Genomic DNA, 15,091 nt, shown 5'->3' with positions numbered 1-15,091 from the left:
AAGCAGTGTTAAAGAAGCTAATCTGGAGTCAGTAGATGTAGAGGAAGAAGAATCCGAGCAGGAACAATAGCCGGCATAATCCATCTCATTTCGGATCTAACGCGCCTTTGGGCGCGTTTTTTATTGATTTAACACCATGAAATTAAATGATTAATTTCTATCAATGTCCACTCATTGACCACTCTGAGTAAAAACAGCCCCGCTTGCGGGGCTTTTTCATGAGCGCAAAATCATCACGGAATCGACATGCGGCTGTTTTCCCTGGAGTGCAAGCGGGTTGTTTATTCCCCACTCCTAACGATCCATGCGAGATCTTTTCTCGCACGTTATTGCAAAAATATTTTCATCGTAAATTCCCTCGCAAGCCTTGCGGCGCTTGACTTCACCGCTCTTTCAACTCATATGAAAATAACCCCGCCACTTTTATTTGATCGTCACGTAATCCAAAAGAGATCCTTTTAAAACATCAGGTTAACCAAAAGGTTAGCAAGGCGATAGCCGCGACATTTTGCAAACTGTTGCAAATGTTGGCGACCAGTGCAAAACCATTCGAATAGCAACAGCCCAGCGGCGGCGCGGTCTGGCGGGTTTGTTTGCCGCTCAAAACTTTTGCAAAATTTTTAAGATCCAAATCGTGCAGGCGGGTGCGGTGTAGCGCCGATTTCGTCCCGCGAGTGCTTCTGTATGTGGGCTGGGGATTCACCCGCGCGCACAGGTGGCGAGATCGATTTGTTGGCGTTACGGTGGCGTGTTTTATGGCTTAAATCGTTTGTGGGGTATTACAGGAGGGTTTGGTCATTGCTGAAGCACAGACGTTTCTGTCTGTGCTCGATGGCGGTTAGGCAATAAAGGGGCTGTACTTGGCGGTAAGGGCTTGCGCGTGGTTGGCGGTAGCGGTGAAATCGCCGGCATTCAGTGGGCCACCGGTGTTGTTATGGGTATGGCTGGCGGTTTGTTGTGCCAGTGTTTGGATCACATCCAGGGTATCGGTTAACAGTGTCAGCACATTGATTTCATCGGTACCCAGGCGCACTGATGGCGCGATAAGTTCCTGAGCGGCGGCAACACTGCGGCGAATACCCGTGATTTTCTCGGTGAGCGTGCCGGCAACATCAGTCGTTAGATTCTGGCCAACCTTGGTATTTTGATTCTGGCCAACATCGTCAGTTTTGTCTTTGCTGACTTTGGTCACCATATTGGCCGATGTACCTATCGAATAGTCGCCCTCGGCAAGTTGCACCACCTGGCCGGCCATCAGGGTTTTCGTTCCCAGCACCGTGGTGCTGTCGTTGGCTTTTACCGTGGTGTTACGAGTGGTGGTGGTACGGTTTTCCTCGTCACTGGTCACACTGCGCCGGCTGCTGGTTTCCTCGATCGCCTGGTCAGTGTCACGTTGCCAACTGCCGTCAACCGTTACGCGCTGACTGACGCCGGCGCGCTGCTGTTGCAATTGCTCCCCTGGCTTGACTGCTGGCAGTGATAGCCCCTCAGACAGTATTTGCCTAATCATTGGCTTATCTGGCCGGCCATCAGCAAAACCGATTTCGACCAGTGTCCCCTCTGGCGGGAACTGGAACATCCCGCCCTCACTGCCAGCCATCGGAATGGGAAGCGGTACCGCGTTATATTCTTGCGCACCGGCAGCGGCGTTGCCGTTCTCGTCCAGCAATTGAACATTGACCGCATAACGTGGCCGGAATGGATCGGACGGGTCGCCCAGCTCGGCGGCATCAGTCGGACTCATCACCCGCGCGCGACGGGGCAAATGCAAACCCGCGCCCAATTCTGGATACAGCTTTTCAATCTGGCGCTGTTCCGGGGATTTCTGCGCCGGCTGGCCCTGGCTGTTTAACGGCGTCCAGTTCAGTGTCATGGTGTCGTCGCTCACATCAACTTTGGTGATGCGTCGGCCATTCACAATTACGCCCGGACGGATCGCCGGGATAAGTGGCAAAGTCAGACTGTTACCACTGCCACCGCCCTGGGCGAATTCCTGTGGAATATCAACCGGCGTTTGTGCAAAACGCGAATCGGCATAACTGCCGACATAGACGGTGCCGTCAGGCAGTTGGTACCAGACATAATCCGGGATACTGAACGCGCGCCCCAAATTAAGCATCAGTTGGCTACCGCTGCCATTGTGTTGGAAATGGGGGATCGGGGTGTCGGTGTAAGCGGTGTTTTCCGGCAACACAAAACGCATGGCGGTAGCTTTGCCGACCGCGTCGGTCACGTCGCGCAATGTGGGATGTTGCAGTGAACACGGCCACGAACGTTCAAACACACCGACCAGCTCCCGCACCATTAACCGCTGCGCGCCATTTTCAGCCGGCGCGCTACGTTCCACAAATCCGGTTAACCAACGATAAATTGAGGCGTTATAGCCTAAATCCAGCCGCACCAATTTACCGTTACAATCCTGGTCAGTCAGCGCGGTAATAAAGCCCAGGCCGCACCCATTGAGGGAAAGTGACAGATTTAAGCTATTGGCGGGGATTTCATCATCGCCAATACGCAACGTGACAACAGATTTCATGCATCCCCTCCGGCTGGGCCGATAGCGTTATCGACCTTTTGCAGCACACTTTCAAACCATGATCGGCTTTCTGCTGTCTCGCCGTCTGACGCGCTCGCAGTACCGCCCGCCGTTTGGATGGTGGCATTATTACCGCCCTTGCTGGCCTGTTGGGCTTTGCGCTCGGCTACGCTGGAATATTCAGCCAGGGTAAAATTCACCAGCCAGGCCATAGCATTGGTTTGCTCGACCGCGTCCACGCCGCTGGTAAAGGTCGCTTCGCGAAACTTGACCGCCTGGGCCAGTGAATGAGCAACACGATAACGCTTTTTGCTGCCATCGCCGTTCTTGGCTTCGGCCAGGCTATAAATACGCGTCAACATGGCGGGATTGGTGTATTTAATTAAGCCGGACACGCGCAACTCTTTGCCCTTGGTACCCTGCTCTGATTTGCTGGTACTGCTGGCCTGGCCGCTTTGGTCTTTGTCCTGAATTGACATAGAAAGCGTTACCAGAATGTTGTTGAGTAAGATGGCTTCCCCATCAAGGGCCAGCGTGACCACATCAGCCATGATTAACCACCATCGCGCGTAGCGGGGCCAAATCAGCACCCACAAACATAATTGCCAGGCTAAAAATGGCCTGGCTGTCGGGAATGTCTTTTTTCATCTCGGCGATCGCCGTTTGGCTGTTGCCCTCAACCGATAGCGACCAAAGCGGCACACTCGCCCCTTGTAATTGTTCCAGGCTATTTTTTGCCTCGGCCAGCAACGCGGCGCGCTGTTGTTTAAATGCTACCAAGGCGCTACCGATAGTCTCGCTACTACTGCCGGCGGCGGTATCGCTGATGGCTTTTTGCAAGGCTTGAGCACCGGACGCCAGCCGTGTGGTGGCAACCGATAGCGGCGCACTGACGGGCAAACCACCAGGACGCGCGGGGATTTGCATCTTGCTGACATCTAAACTCAATGCCGCTTTAGCCCGGCGTTGAACCTGGGTTAATGCCGGTATCGGGAACACCTCGGCGGCGGCGGTCAGCAAAGTAATAAACTCGGCCAGGGTTTTCGCGCTGATAAGTAATATCAGCACATCTTGATTGCTATCTGCGCCGGCCAGCCGGCTGGCGAGTGCGTTCACCGCATTGGCCGGGCTGAGAAATGAGCCTGATTTCTCCGTCTGACCGACGCCGAATGCCCAGGGGTGAGCGGCCACGGTCGAGCAATTGACCGGGGCCAGATTCGGCGGGATACGTAATAATGATTTACGCCACATCTGATAGCTCCGGCCAAATAACATCCGGTGCGGTTGCTACATCTAATTGCTTGAGCGCAATAACGTATTTTTTCAGTTTGATTAAATGCGTAGTATTTTCATCATCAATAATTCCCAGCATCAGATCAGTTTGCAGCGCGGTAAGCTCGTCCTGAACTAACCAGATTTTGTAGTTACGTTCCCTTTCCGCTTCTGCCACCTGCATTTCTTGTAGCCAAACCGGATTTACCACGATGGCATCATGGGTTTTATTGAACTGCCAAGCCTCGATAAAATGCTGGTCTGGCAGCTCTTCACGCAAGATTTTCAACCAAGGCCCATCATGGGTAAATGCATCTAAATATTTTTGCGTGGCGAAATTGACCACTGTCATTCCGCGCCCGCTTTCGTTCTCAAACACCACAACATAGATGTTTTCGTAATCGCCGTTATCTGACAGCTCATTATTAATAAATTGTTCCATCTTTTACTCCTTATGGGCCAACAACGATGACAAAGAATTCAGGCCAATCTCTCCAGTCGTAACTTGTTCCACCATCATTGGCATTCTGGATACTGAATGAGTTTGGTGTTCTATTCCAAATATTGGCGGAGTGAGCGCTTAATGCGCCGTTTTGTGAACCGCCACCAATCCCAACCGTTACCGCATACGCACCGTTCGACGTTGACATGACAAAGTTATAGCCGCCCACGTTGGTACGGTTAATCGCTGCAAAGCCGAATGAGTTAATGATTGTGCCGTTTCCTTGCACTGCCGCCCATGCCCTGACTCGGTGGTCTGTGCGATTAGACAAGTATATAGATAAGTAACCACCCCATACCGTACCGTAGACATTGCCGTCAGCGGCTAGCCATGCATTAGTATTACCCGCATAAACAGTACCTTCTGCTATCACTCCTGAGCCTTTTAAGTTACCTGCCGTAGTCAGAGTGCCGGGAAGACTAATAGCGGCACTGGTAGACTGGACTGCATTTACTATCCGGCTATCATCGCCCGCCGCCACCGTACCGGCAGTGGTGCCGACCTCTAGTGAGGCCGCACCTTTTACCCCGATGTTTTGCCGAAATAGCGCCACGTTGGGAATATCCGCGCCGTTGCGTTCTTTGGCTAACCGGGCGCTGGCGTTTTCCATCGTAATCTTGACCGCTTTCAGAGTTGCCGCCAGTGTTTCGCTGTCGCTATCAACTGCGCTGCTTAACTGGGTAAACCCTTTAGCGGCCAGCGTGGCATCAGGGTGATTGCGCGATTTCTCGTGCTCTTTGAGGGCGGCGTTAATATCGGCAATGGCTTTATCAAACGGATTGGCTTCGCGTTTATCTTCTTCCCCGCTGGCGGTAATTAAGGCCAGTGGCGCAACATAGTGCATAAAGCCATTTGGGTCGGGATAATCCTCTAAATCCTCAGCGTTTTTTTTAACGCCAATATGAATAATGGCGTTAAATTGCCCTAATACACTGCCCTGCAAACTTACATCCGCGTAAATAACATTATTCTCACTGGCATCTAATAAAACCCCGTCAGTCAGTAATGCACGAATACCACCGATATAAGCCAGCCCCGGATTAACCCGGTATTTATCCGCTTCTTTAGTGATAGAAAAACCATCAGCAAAAAATGCCGCATGACCGTAATAGTCATAATTTGCCAGGCGGGTGATTTCATCTATCCCACTCAGCCGCGCGCTGAAATCAATTTGCCAGGTTTGCGCGGTGACGGTTATCTGGCTGGCCTCGGCGGCTCCGTCAAACTCCATCACAAAGGTGCGGGTAATGTTGTTGCCCTGTACACCGCCAGCGGTGGCGATTTTTTGCTGCAAGGCATTATGTACAATCATGCACAGGGTATTGCTGGCCGAGTCGACCAGGCCGATCCAGTTAAAGGAAAAATCACCGACGCGGGTATCCAGCACCACCGAATAGGCAACCGCTGAATCATTAATCACGCCATATTGCGCCACCGCTTCGCGGTGTACGATTAATGCTGCGTCAGGAATACCCTCATCGCGGTCAATTTCGCTATTGCTGTCCAGCCCTGGAATGTGTGCGAAAATAACGGTATCAGGTCGGGCCGGTAAATTATTTAATATCTGTTGCGCCTGCCAGTGTTCAAAGGCGCGAGTAATTGCAGTAGCCATAACAATTCCTTATTTTAATTTTGCTGAATACACTTCGTGTGAGTGCTGCATTTGCGCCGGTGTTGAAATCACTTTTGCCGTCATAATGCCAGGGGCAATATTTAATTTTGCATGGTGGTAATAATAATCCCCGCCAAACTCGCCACCGTGGACGGCTAAAGTTTTCGTATTAATCACCTGGAAAATATAACGGCGACAGGTGCGGCCATATTGGCGAATAAGCGCCATCATTAAATTATTATTTTCAGCCAGTTGATTATCATTTACCCGAATAATAATAACGTCCCAATCATAGCCAGGTTGGCGCTCATGCTGGGTGATAACACCGATCCCCAAGCGTTCAAATATGGCGGCAAAACCCGCCAACGAGCCGGCATCTCTGGCGTTAATAAAGGCGTAATTTACCCGTTTGCGAAATAACGCCTGTGGTTCGCCAGCAAACTGTGTGACATCACGCTGATAAGCCAGGGCATTGAGTAGCGGCACAACACAGGTGAGCGGGTCAGTCTGGTTTAGCGGCCATTTCAGCCAGGTGTAAACCTGTTGCCAGAATGCCAGACAGGCACGCATTAATTTCACCGGCTCGCCTTTATTCATCCATACCGGCAAGGTAAAAGTGGGTAGCTTATCCATTGGCATTCTCCAACGTCAGCACGCCCAATCGTGGCACGGATAACCCGCTGATAATGTCCTGTTGCGAAAATGTCAGTGATTCAATTTCAGCAAAGTGATCGTGTAATTCTTCTCCTAGGCGCGACATTGAAAAACGGCTGTGCGGCCAGGTCTTTTGTACGCTGTAATCGGTATTTTCACGAAATGCACAGCCGATCAGATTGCGGATATTTGCCAGCAAAACGGTGGTCTGTTCATCATTTAAATTGCTCGTAGCAAAAAGATGCAACGTGACGGTGAGGTCATAAATCACTTCTGGCAATGGCAAGCACAGCACATCGTCGCCGTGGCCGTGGTTGCCCTGGATCATCACATAATCATTCACTGTGTCGATAAAAGGCTGGCTGGCGATGCCGGAATCTAGCAACAGATAAACGTTAGCGGTACCGGGGCCGCGTGGCGCATCGTGTAAGAAAAATATCCGGTCAGTGCTTAAACCTGCAATGCCAGCAATCAGACCGCGGTAAACCGCATCAATATGATATTGACCAGGCAAATTAAACTGATTGCGTACCCGGTCGCGTAATTCATCATCGGTTTCAATGTCAGCTCCTGGCGTCACCAGCCAATTATCTTCATTGACTGCGCTGGCAATGCCGGCCACCGCGACCGGCAGAATGCGAAAATAACCTGGTGCCAGGTTGTGAGTACTACTCGCTGATTCAGCGTTAACCGCAACTAATGCACTGGCACTACCGGCAGCGATAACCGTATCGGCCAGCGTCAATAATTTATATACCGTGCCGTTAATGCGTTCGGTCTGAATAACGGTACCGGCGGCGACCACTACCGCCTGGCTGGCGCTGATTTTGGTAAAGCGGATCACGCCCTGGGCGGTGCTGGCATCTTTGCGGGACAAATTGACCGCCCAGGCAAACAGATCAACAAATGTGCCGCTGGCGGTGGCAAGAAACATATTAGCCATCACGGTGCTGGATAATGCATTAACCAGCCACAGCGCCGGCGCGGTCACTATCGCCTTGATAAGCCGCCAGAACGGCGACATATTCGAGGTGTTGGTAATTAGGTTTTCTTTAGCCACCACCGCCACAAATTCAGCGCGCATTTGCGTTTCGGTGGTCGGCACTCCCTCGTCGGCCAGAATGGCTTTATAGTCAGGATTCGGGCGGTTATTCATCATAAGCCTCCGGTCGACAGTGGGCCGAATTCGTAGGTATCAGCGGTAATAAAATAATTGCCCTGGCTATCATCGGTTATCACGATGGTACCCGGCACAATGCGATTATCGGTTTCGGTCAACAGCTCCATTTGCAACAGGATATCGGCGCGCAATACCGGGCTACGCTCGGCAATCAACAGTTTGACCAGACCGGATTCGATAATCCGATGGACGCAATCCTGTGCAATGCTGATGCGGTTATCACACAACAGCGGTTCATTCCCGGACGACAGCGTAAAGTCGCCGTCGGTTATCAGCAGGTCGATATACCGTTGTTCACTCATCCGGCGGCCAGCTCCCTTGATTCCATGATGCTATCCAGCGTGGCTCCATTCGGTGGGTATATATTCACCTCATGAATAGTATTGCCGCTGCGGGTGGTGTTGGTCTGATTGCTGTTATTGGTGGTCAGGGCTTTAGCTATCCCGCCCTTATTCATTGCTGGACTCATTAAACCCGCCGGCGCGGGTAATGCCGTTGGCGCGGTTGCGCCGTTCTCGCCCTGGCCGATAGGTTTAAGGTCGATGCTTACGCCGGGGATTTTATTTAATTTGGTGACAATCCAGTTATAAGTCGCGCCGAAAGACTCGGTTAAGTAATCCCACAGCTTGCTAAAGACATTGCCGATGGCGTCAGCAAAATCATTAAATGCGGCGACCGGCGACAAGCCGCCAAAATACGCCACCACCATTTGCCAGCCCAAGGTAATCGACGCCCACACACCGGCGAACATATCCCCAACCTGTCCGGCAATCTTCATCACCCATTGAAACGCGGCACTGTCCAGTAAGGTGGCTTTAAGCTGATCCCAATGTGAAATCACATACCAAACCCCCGCCGCCAGCGCGACAAGGCCAGCAATAATCAAGGTGATCGGACTGGTCAATAACTGCATCCCAACACCGGCCAGCAGGGTGGCGATACCGTAGGCGCGCATGGCGACGGTGCTGCTTATCAACATCATGCGGGTTGCTAACAGTGCGACGCGCAAGAACTTGAGCGCCCCGTTATAAATGACAGTGGCAAAGGTGGCTAACTGAATGGCGCGCGCTTTGATATTGAGCGCCCACGTCAGGGCTTTGATAACCGTGGTTGCCACAGTCCAGATCCCCGTCAGGCCCAGCCAGATAAATTTCGCCACCCCCATCACGATATTGGCGACTGCGCCGGCGGCGGCTACGCCCAAAGTTGCCAAGGCAAGGTAGCCAATCCAGCGTGCGATATTGGGGAACATATCCAGCCATTTGGCGAATTGAGTCCCGGCGTTAATCGCATAATCAGCCAGTGGTGAAATGGCCGGAATAAGCTGCATACCAATGGCAATTCGAATACGTTTCCACACCTGATCAACCCGTTCCCACATGTCGGCCATTTTTTTCGCCATCACCACCGCATGATCCAATCCCTGGGTATTACCCATATCACGCATATGCTGGCGCAACTTATCGGCCTGGCCCCAGGTGGCGGTTAATGCCTGTGCGCCATCACCAAAGGCTTTGTTTAATGCGGCTTGCGCCTTAACGTTGCCCTCAATGGTGTTACCGAATTTGGTCTGGAGTTTTTGCAGAATGTCGGGAAATTCCAGCATTTCGCCTTTAGCATCGGTAAAACTCAGGCCCAACTGTTTACCGCCATCAATCGCGCTTTTCAGGAATGCGTCATAAATCCCGCCGGCCTCGGTGCCTTTGGTCTGTTTGAGCATCCCCATTACGGCGAGTTGTTCATCCATGCTTGCGCCCATTTGCAAGCCGGTGCCTTTGCTGGATTTAACCAACTCGCGGATCTCGTCAAGGCTGGTACCAAAGTTTTGCACCATGTACGCGCCTTTCGACGCCATCATTTCGGCAAACGGGATATTGCCCATTTCGCTGGCAGTGGTGCGGAAATTGCTCGCCATATCGGCCATGTAATTGGCCGCACCCTCGGCGCTGCCTTTGGTGGCGACCGCCAGAGTATTAATCGCCGTGGTATAGCGCGGCAGCTCGTTATCGGTAATGCCAGCAATGGTACTTTTGATGATGGTGGCTGAACTGATAAAGTCGGCGGCATTCTTGCCATAGGCTGTGCTAAAGGTCTGCGCCGCTTTAAACATTTTATCCAGGGCTTGCGTACTGACATTACGTGTAGACAGTTCATCTAGCGTTTTTTGTACTTCATAAGCGGGTGCCACCAAGGCTTTAACGCCCATAGTGACGCCCCACAGCCCAGCGCCACCGACAGCGATTTGCTTAAACGCCCGTTGTGAGTTTTTAGCGAACTGCTCGACAGACTGTTGCGCCTTGCCGAGCGGTGCGCTCAGATTATTTTTAAGACTCAACAGAAAAGACAGTTCTTTCATGATTATCCCTACTCACCGTTAAAGGCTTTACAAACCCCACCGGCAACTCCGTTAATGGTGCTTTCTTGGAAATACTCAGCCAGCCAGGCCGCGCGCGCCAGACTCATAACATCATCACCCTCGTTGGGGAGGTAATGACGCCGAAGCGTCATATATTGTTCAAGCGGGTTACTCTTAATCGCTTGAATGAGCGCGTTTATTCCTTTACTTCGATTTCGGCATCCGGCGCGTAAATCTCATTCACTTTCTTGACAATTGCCGTCGCCATGCCGGGCCGTTGCAGCAGTTCGGCCAAACTGTCGCGCGATTCAGGTACAGCAATACGTTTCAGATAAGTGCTAACTGCACCGACAATATTTTCATCCCGCACCGACTCATTCAGGAACTTGTTATAAGCGACCAGCGTCGGGGCGAATTGCACATCCATACCTTTGACGGTCAGGGTGATCACATCTTTGATTTCTTTGCTCATTTCTCTAATTCCTTTCGTTGTTTTATTTCTATTATCAGTTGGTTATGCCGTGTGGCGCATTCCGGGTATATCTTTTGATACTGTCCTAACGTGTCGCTAAAATCGGTGCCGGTATTACCGGCCAGACGTGGCAAGGTGACCGGGCAAGGGGTTAACAAGTTTTCCTGATAGGGTACGTTCGGCACTCTCCGCACTGGCGTTGAACAACCGGACATACTCATCAGTAGCGCAAACAGTGCTAAATACCGGTTTAATGATTTCAGTCCTGATAAGGCGCTCGGTATGCACTTCATTGGCTCTTAGCTCCGTTAATTTGTCCTCAAGCTGGCGCGCTGAGGTGCCGGCGATATTTTCAACCTGTACGCGGTTAGCCTCGGCGACCTGGCTAATTGCCAGTTCGATTTTTGCCTGGCGGTCGCCGTGCATCGTCCAGCCTAAACACCAGGCGGCAATCAATAGCAGTACCGTCGGCAACAATTCGCGCATCACTTCACCCCGTTATGTTCCAGGCTAAAATGATTACCGTCTGGATTGGACTTAAAACGCCCGCCCCAAGCGCCGCCGATGGATTCCCAATATTCACCCAAGGGCTTATAGGCTTCGCTTTTGTCCTGGTACTGGCCGTTAATAAACAGATTGAAATCCACCGCCAGGCGTTGCGTGTGCAAACTATTAAGAATGCCTTTGCCGTTCCTGGCATTTAATGCGGACTGTTCCGGGGTGCGCCAGGCTTCACCAAAGGTCAGGCGGTAGCCGTGTTCGTCAGCCCAATTGATGAGCTGGGCGATCATGACGGTAAATACCGCCTGTTTTTCGCTTAATGTCATGATTCATTTTCCTTTTTTAGTCGCCCCAGATAGCGGGTCAGTAGTCGGGTCAGGGCCATCTCAATCACACTGGAACCCATAATTCCCAGAGCAGCAGCAACACCGACTAACGCCAGAATGTGAATATCTGGAAAGTGAATCAGCGCCATACCGGCCAGTAATGACGTGCCGGAACCTAAGATTGTTCGGCCCACAATCAGACGCAGGGTGATCGCTTCGTTACCCACCAACACCTTGGCAAGTGAAATAAAAGCGCCAATCCCGCCCAGCATGAGCACAATGCGAATAAATGATGTTTCTCCGTTTGGCATATGCATCACTCAACCGATCAAGTCGCGAACGTCGTCGCTCGATAAAATCGGCGTGCCGTCAATGTGGATAAAGTCCGGGCTGGTCACGATGTACTTAAATTTATGCGTAGCCGTCTCACCGCCTTTCGGGTCAAAACCTAACGGGCTGGTAATAATCAGCTTGCAACCAAAGACCTCGACCGTTAATTCCTCATCGCCGGTGTTGGCGTAAAACAAAATGTCGGTAGTTGGCATTTTGCGGTAGCTGCCAGCGGATTTAGCGGCAGCACTGAGTTTTTTAAAGTTTTTGGTATCAACCTCCATTTCCCCCTCGGCGGAGACATCACCCGCGACGTAACCATCAGGAACACCGCGCGATTGAGTGGCGGCGGTGTTGTCGGTGATATCCACTGACACAGTTTTCACATGGATAATTTGCGTACCCAGGGTAATGTCGATTGAGTTACCGCCAATGCGTGCAGTCGTCATATTAATTCTCCGTTATGGCGGTGATTGACTCGTCGAGCATGATGCCGACTTGAATCGATTTGGCGCTGCCGTAAGGCCGCACCACAATGTAAATACTCACCGTTTCACTGTCCGACCAGCTGATACCCACATCACCCGCTTGTGGTGATTTCACTTCGCCGGGGAATGTCTCAGCATTAATCTGGAAGCTGTGCGACATCGCGCGCATGGTGCGGGCGAAATAGGTCTGATGGGCGGCAATGCTGGACGGGGTGCTGTTCATTGAGCGATCGGCAATTTTGGCGATAGCCTGAATGCGCACCCGGCGAGAAACCTTGTCAACCACGCGCACATTCTCAATTTTCTGGTAGTCACCGCCGACCACATCCAAGGTACGGCCATCTGACCAGTACATCCCCTCATAATCGGGGTACCACATCGGCACCGAATAACGCAGGTCATGTAAGGCGCGCAAATGGGCCAAAGTGACTTCAACGCCATTTTTATCGACCGGCATATCGGCGCTATCAATGCCCAGGCCAATCAATGCGCCGGTTTTTACCCGCGCCGGGCTGTCGGCTACTGTCACGCTGCGGTGACATAAACGCCCCGCTAAAACGCCGGCTTCATTGCCCCACAAGGCCGGTACCAGTTGTACCGATTCGGCAGCAATGCCGGTTTCCAGTTCGGCCATAAAGGCCTGATAGGCTGACCAACTCATACCCTCGGCTACTTCATTTTGTTTTTGCGGGCCGATCACAGTCAGTATTGACCACACCCAACGGCCGTATTTGTTCGCCAGCTCGGCGCGCAAGGCAGCGTATAAGTTAATTTTGGTGCGACCGGTGCTCACATCAGTGATGGGTATGGTGCAAACCACCCCCTCAACCGAAAGCAACTGTTGTGCGCTCAGAATTGCCAGCATGTCGTCGCCCGGCTGTGCATCAACCGGTAAAATGATGGCGTAGGCTTGCCAGTTTTGACCGCCATTAAGTTGAGCGGCGCGCACGTTCTCACGCAGAGCGCTATCCGCATCAGCCAATACCACGGTGATATCCGATTGCGAATCCAGGGCGATTAAATCACCGGGGTTATCAGAATCAGCGGCGGCACTGCCAATAAACAGCACGGTGCGCTCAACTTCGTTAATCCTGCCCTGGCGCTGGTTAAGCTGGTTTAGTGTTACTGTGGGCCATGTCATTATTGTTTTCCTTTCATGTCCTGCGCTTTCACGTCCCAGCCGAAACCAATAGCCTGGAGTTGGCGCGCCATAATGTTGTTAAACTCGGTATCGCTCACGCCCAGGAACACGCGAGAGGGAATATCGATTTTCCAGGTGCTTTTCGCTGGTTTTCCCCGGAGTTTTTTTATCAGTAGCCCAGCCTGTGCCATGCTCAAGGTACTGAGTATTTGGGCGCTGGAGGCTTTAACGTACTTACCGTTTCGCAGCACTTTGTAACCCAGGGCGCGCAACTTTTTAGCCTGGCGCGGCAGTGCCGATTTATTACGTTGGTCAGGGCGCGGGGCGCGGTCGGCACTCATTGAAAATGACGCGCCATCTTGATGCACCCCAGCAATCAAGCCGGCTGAAACTGGGTTATTCCCGTTGTTATATTTGCCACCCTTGAAATAAATCCGTACTGCTTCCCGCTCTGGCATTTCACGCACGTGCAATAATTTGGGTAACTGGCGTAACATCTTGCCCTTACCCCGTTTGCGTGCCGGCCACGGATTGCCGTCCGGGTCGGTCTGGTTACGCTGATGACGTTTTGCGGCGGTAATAATCCCCAGCTTGGCAATGCGCCATAACAATCGTTGCCGCTTTTTTGGGGGCAGGTCTGCCGCCTTGAGCGTGTCTCGCAATTGTTGAAGCTGGCGTTTATCCAGCTCTCCCCGGACAATCACGGCGTATTACTCAAAGGTACGCTGGGTGATTGTGGCTCTCCTGATGGCCCACCACTGAACAGCCGGCCACCGGTGGCAATCATGATTTCAGGGTTAACCAGTGACCAGCGCTGGCCCTTAAATGGAATGCTGCCATTTTCGTCTACGCGAATATTGATGCTGTCGGCCAGCTCCACCACGATTTCAAGCGGTGATGAATTTTCTTCATCAAATTCAATATCGACAGTCGGCTCGGCCAGTTCTAACTCGTCATAAATCTCATTGCGGTAAGAGTCCAGCCAGACCAGTACCAGCGCGTAAACCTCTGCCGGGGCGCAAATTCGGTACGGGAATGCCCCCCAATTCAATACCGCGTGATAGCGAAATATTCCCAGCCGGCGCTGGTCTAATCCCAGGTATTTTGGGGCGATCATGATTGATGCGCTATCAATGGCACTTTCAAACTGTTGCATTGCCCGTTCTGGCAAATTCTCAGTCAAAAAGGCGGTCAGGCTTTCGATTTGACTCATATCAAATGCACCCCAACACGCGGGAATTTCTTCATGTTGCGCAGCACAAATGCCGCTTCAGCTAACAGAATGGCGCGGGTTTCGCTGCTTTCCTGCCCTGGGTGCGTTTCGCGCCGGCCAATGCTGGCAAACTCGCCCAATAAATCCGCTTTTGCCCTGGCATAGACCGCCTTTTTGTATTGGGCGGTAAGCTGATTTTCATCAGCCATCTTTGCCCCAGGCGTATCTAATGCAGTGGCATGGCCTTTACCTTGCCAATAGGTCACAACGTCGGCAGCATCATCATTAATTTCAGCAATCGCGGCTAATAACGCCTGCGCGGCGGTTGATGCCGGCAGTTCTGGCGGGATAGTGCGCGACTTTTGAAAGTCGGCCAGATTAAGGTCGGGCCAGAATGTCACCCCGTTGATAACGGGTTCGTCCTGGTATTCAATCTGCCGACCGCTAAACCCCAATGATGGTGCTGCCACGTAAACCCCTTATGTGCAAAATGGGAAGCGGGCTGACC

At 52.0% G+C, this 15,091-nt stretch carries 19 protein-coding genes; all 19 read right to left on the bottom strand.

The genetic code is table 11. The features are described from left to right. Positions 1 to 838: 838 nt before the first annotated feature. The 19 genes from ACNSO8_RS17575 to ACNSO8_RS17485 all read right to left on the bottom strand — a co-directional run bounded on the left by ACNSO8_RS17575 (position 839) and on the right by ACNSO8_RS17485 (position 15,053). The gene (locus ACNSO8_RS17575; RefSeq protein ID WP_418395386.1) at positions 839 to 2,536 is read right to left on the bottom strand and encodes a hypothetical protein; all 1,698 of its coding nucleotides are present in this window, start codon (positions 2,534 to 2,536) and stop codon (positions 839 to 841) included. Then, positions 2,533 to 3,087, bottom strand: coding sequence for a hypothetical protein (locus ACNSO8_RS17570; RefSeq protein ID WP_418395385.1), 555 nt, complete (start codon positions 3,085 to 3,087; stop codon positions 2,533 to 2,535). Before ACNSO8_RS17570 ends, ACNSO8_RS17575 begins: the two co-directional genes overlap by 4 nt. Next, positions 3,080 to 3,787 carry a hypothetical protein gene (locus ACNSO8_RS17565; protein ID WP_418395384.1) on the bottom strand — a complete coding sequence of 236 codons (708 nt, stop codon included), beginning with the start codon at positions 3,785 to 3,787 and terminating at the stop codon, positions 3,080 to 3,082. The genes ACNSO8_RS17570 and ACNSO8_RS17565 overlap by 8 nt, the downstream gene beginning before the upstream one ends. Continuing rightward, positions 3,777 to 4,250 carry a tail fiber assembly protein gene (locus ACNSO8_RS17560; protein ID WP_411919845.1) on the bottom strand — a complete coding sequence of 158 codons (474 nt, stop codon included), beginning with the start codon at positions 4,248 to 4,250 and terminating at the stop codon, positions 3,777 to 3,779. Before ACNSO8_RS17560 ends, ACNSO8_RS17565 begins: the two co-directional genes overlap by 11 nt. Positions 4,251 to 4,260: 10 nt before the next feature. Beyond that, the gene (locus tag ACNSO8_RS17555) at positions 4,261 to 5,922 is read right to left on the bottom strand and encodes a phage tail protein (RefSeq protein WP_418395383.1); all 1,662 of its coding nucleotides are present in this window, start codon (positions 5,920 to 5,922) and stop codon (positions 4,261 to 4,263) included. Between the two features lie 9 nt (positions 5,923 to 5,931). Continuing rightward, positions 5,932 to 6,555, bottom strand: a complete 624-nt coding sequence (locus ACNSO8_RS17550; RefSeq protein ID WP_418395382.1) for a phage tail protein — start codon at positions 6,553 to 6,555, stop codon at positions 5,932 to 5,934. Next, a complete protein-coding gene (locus ACNSO8_RS17545) occupies positions 6,548 to 7,732 on the bottom strand; it encodes a baseplate J/gp47 family protein (RefSeq protein ID WP_418395387.1) in 1,185 nt (394 codons plus the stop codon). The genes ACNSO8_RS17550 and ACNSO8_RS17545 overlap by 8 nt, the downstream gene beginning before the upstream one ends. Then, positions 7,732 to 8,058, bottom strand: a complete 327-nt coding sequence (locus ACNSO8_RS17540) for a DUF2590 family protein (protein ID WP_411919841.1) — start codon at positions 8,056 to 8,058, stop codon at positions 7,732 to 7,734. Before ACNSO8_RS17540 ends, ACNSO8_RS17545 begins: the two co-directional genes overlap by 1 nt. Beyond that, positions 8,055 to 10,112: a phage tail tape measure protein gene (locus ACNSO8_RS17535; RefSeq protein WP_418395381.1), complete on the bottom strand. Its 2,058-nt coding sequence runs from the start codon at positions 10,110 to 10,112 to the stop codon at positions 8,055 to 8,057. Before ACNSO8_RS17535 ends, ACNSO8_RS17540 begins: the two co-directional genes overlap by 4 nt. 8 nt (positions 10,113 to 10,120) lie before the next feature. Next, the gene (locus ACNSO8_RS17530; protein ID WP_190278712.1) at positions 10,121 to 10,264 is read right to left on the bottom strand and encodes a DUF6890 family protein; all 144 of its coding nucleotides are present in this window, start codon (positions 10,262 to 10,264) and stop codon (positions 10,121 to 10,123) included. A gap of 44 nt (positions 10,265 to 10,308) precedes the next feature. Beyond that, positions 10,309 to 10,584 carry a putative phage tail assembly chaperone gene (locus tag ACNSO8_RS17525; protein ID WP_411919839.1) on the bottom strand — a complete coding sequence of 92 codons (276 nt, stop codon included), beginning with the start codon at positions 10,582 to 10,584 and terminating at the stop codon, positions 10,309 to 10,311. A gap of 114 nt (positions 10,585 to 10,698) precedes the next feature. Continuing rightward, a complete protein-coding gene (locus tag ACNSO8_RS17520) occupies positions 10,699 to 11,070 on the bottom strand; it encodes a hypothetical protein (protein ID WP_418395380.1) in 372 nt (123 codons plus the stop codon). Next, positions 11,070 to 11,411: a M15 family metallopeptidase gene (locus ACNSO8_RS17515; protein ID WP_411919837.1), complete on the bottom strand. Its 342-nt coding sequence runs from the start codon at positions 11,409 to 11,411 to the stop codon at positions 11,070 to 11,072. Before ACNSO8_RS17515 ends, ACNSO8_RS17520 begins: the two co-directional genes overlap by 1 nt. Next, a complete protein-coding gene (locus ACNSO8_RS17510) occupies positions 11,408 to 11,722 on the bottom strand; it encodes a holin (protein ID WP_411919836.1) in 315 nt (104 codons plus the stop codon). Before ACNSO8_RS17510 ends, ACNSO8_RS17515 begins: the two co-directional genes overlap by 4 nt. A gap of 9 nt (positions 11,723 to 11,731) precedes the next feature. After that, on the bottom strand, positions 11,732 to 12,190 hold the full coding sequence (locus ACNSO8_RS17505) for a phage protein (RefSeq protein ID WP_418395379.1): 459 nt from the start codon (positions 12,188 to 12,190) through the stop codon (positions 11,732 to 11,734). 1 nt (position 12,191) lies between these two features. Next, positions 12,192 to 13,370: a DUF2586 domain-containing protein gene (locus ACNSO8_RS17500; protein ID WP_418395378.1), complete on the bottom strand. Its 1,179-nt coding sequence runs from the start codon at positions 13,368 to 13,370 to the stop codon at positions 12,192 to 12,194. Then, a complete protein-coding gene (locus tag ACNSO8_RS17495; RefSeq protein ID WP_418395377.1) occupies positions 13,370 to 14,074 on the bottom strand; it encodes a phage virion morphogenesis protein in 705 nt (234 codons plus the stop codon). Before ACNSO8_RS17495 ends, ACNSO8_RS17500 begins: the two co-directional genes overlap by 1 nt. Then, positions 14,071 to 14,583: a phage tail protein gene (locus tag ACNSO8_RS17490; RefSeq protein WP_418395376.1), complete on the bottom strand. Its 513-nt coding sequence runs from the start codon at positions 14,581 to 14,583 to the stop codon at positions 14,071 to 14,073. The genes ACNSO8_RS17495 and ACNSO8_RS17490 overlap by 4 nt, the downstream gene beginning before the upstream one ends. After that, positions 14,580 to 15,053 (bottom strand): head completion/stabilization protein, encoded by a 474-nt coding sequence (locus ACNSO8_RS17485; protein ID WP_418395375.1) that lies wholly within the window; start codon positions 15,051 to 15,053, stop codon positions 14,580 to 14,582. Before ACNSO8_RS17485 ends, ACNSO8_RS17490 begins: the two co-directional genes overlap by 4 nt. Between the last annotated feature and the right edge of the window lie 38 nt (positions 15,054 to 15,091).

It is taken from the genome of Yersinia sp. LJYL362, assembly GCF_048323875.1.
The sequence above is the reverse complement of the archived record's forward strand: the minus strand, read 5'-3'. Positions and strand labels throughout refer to the sequence as shown.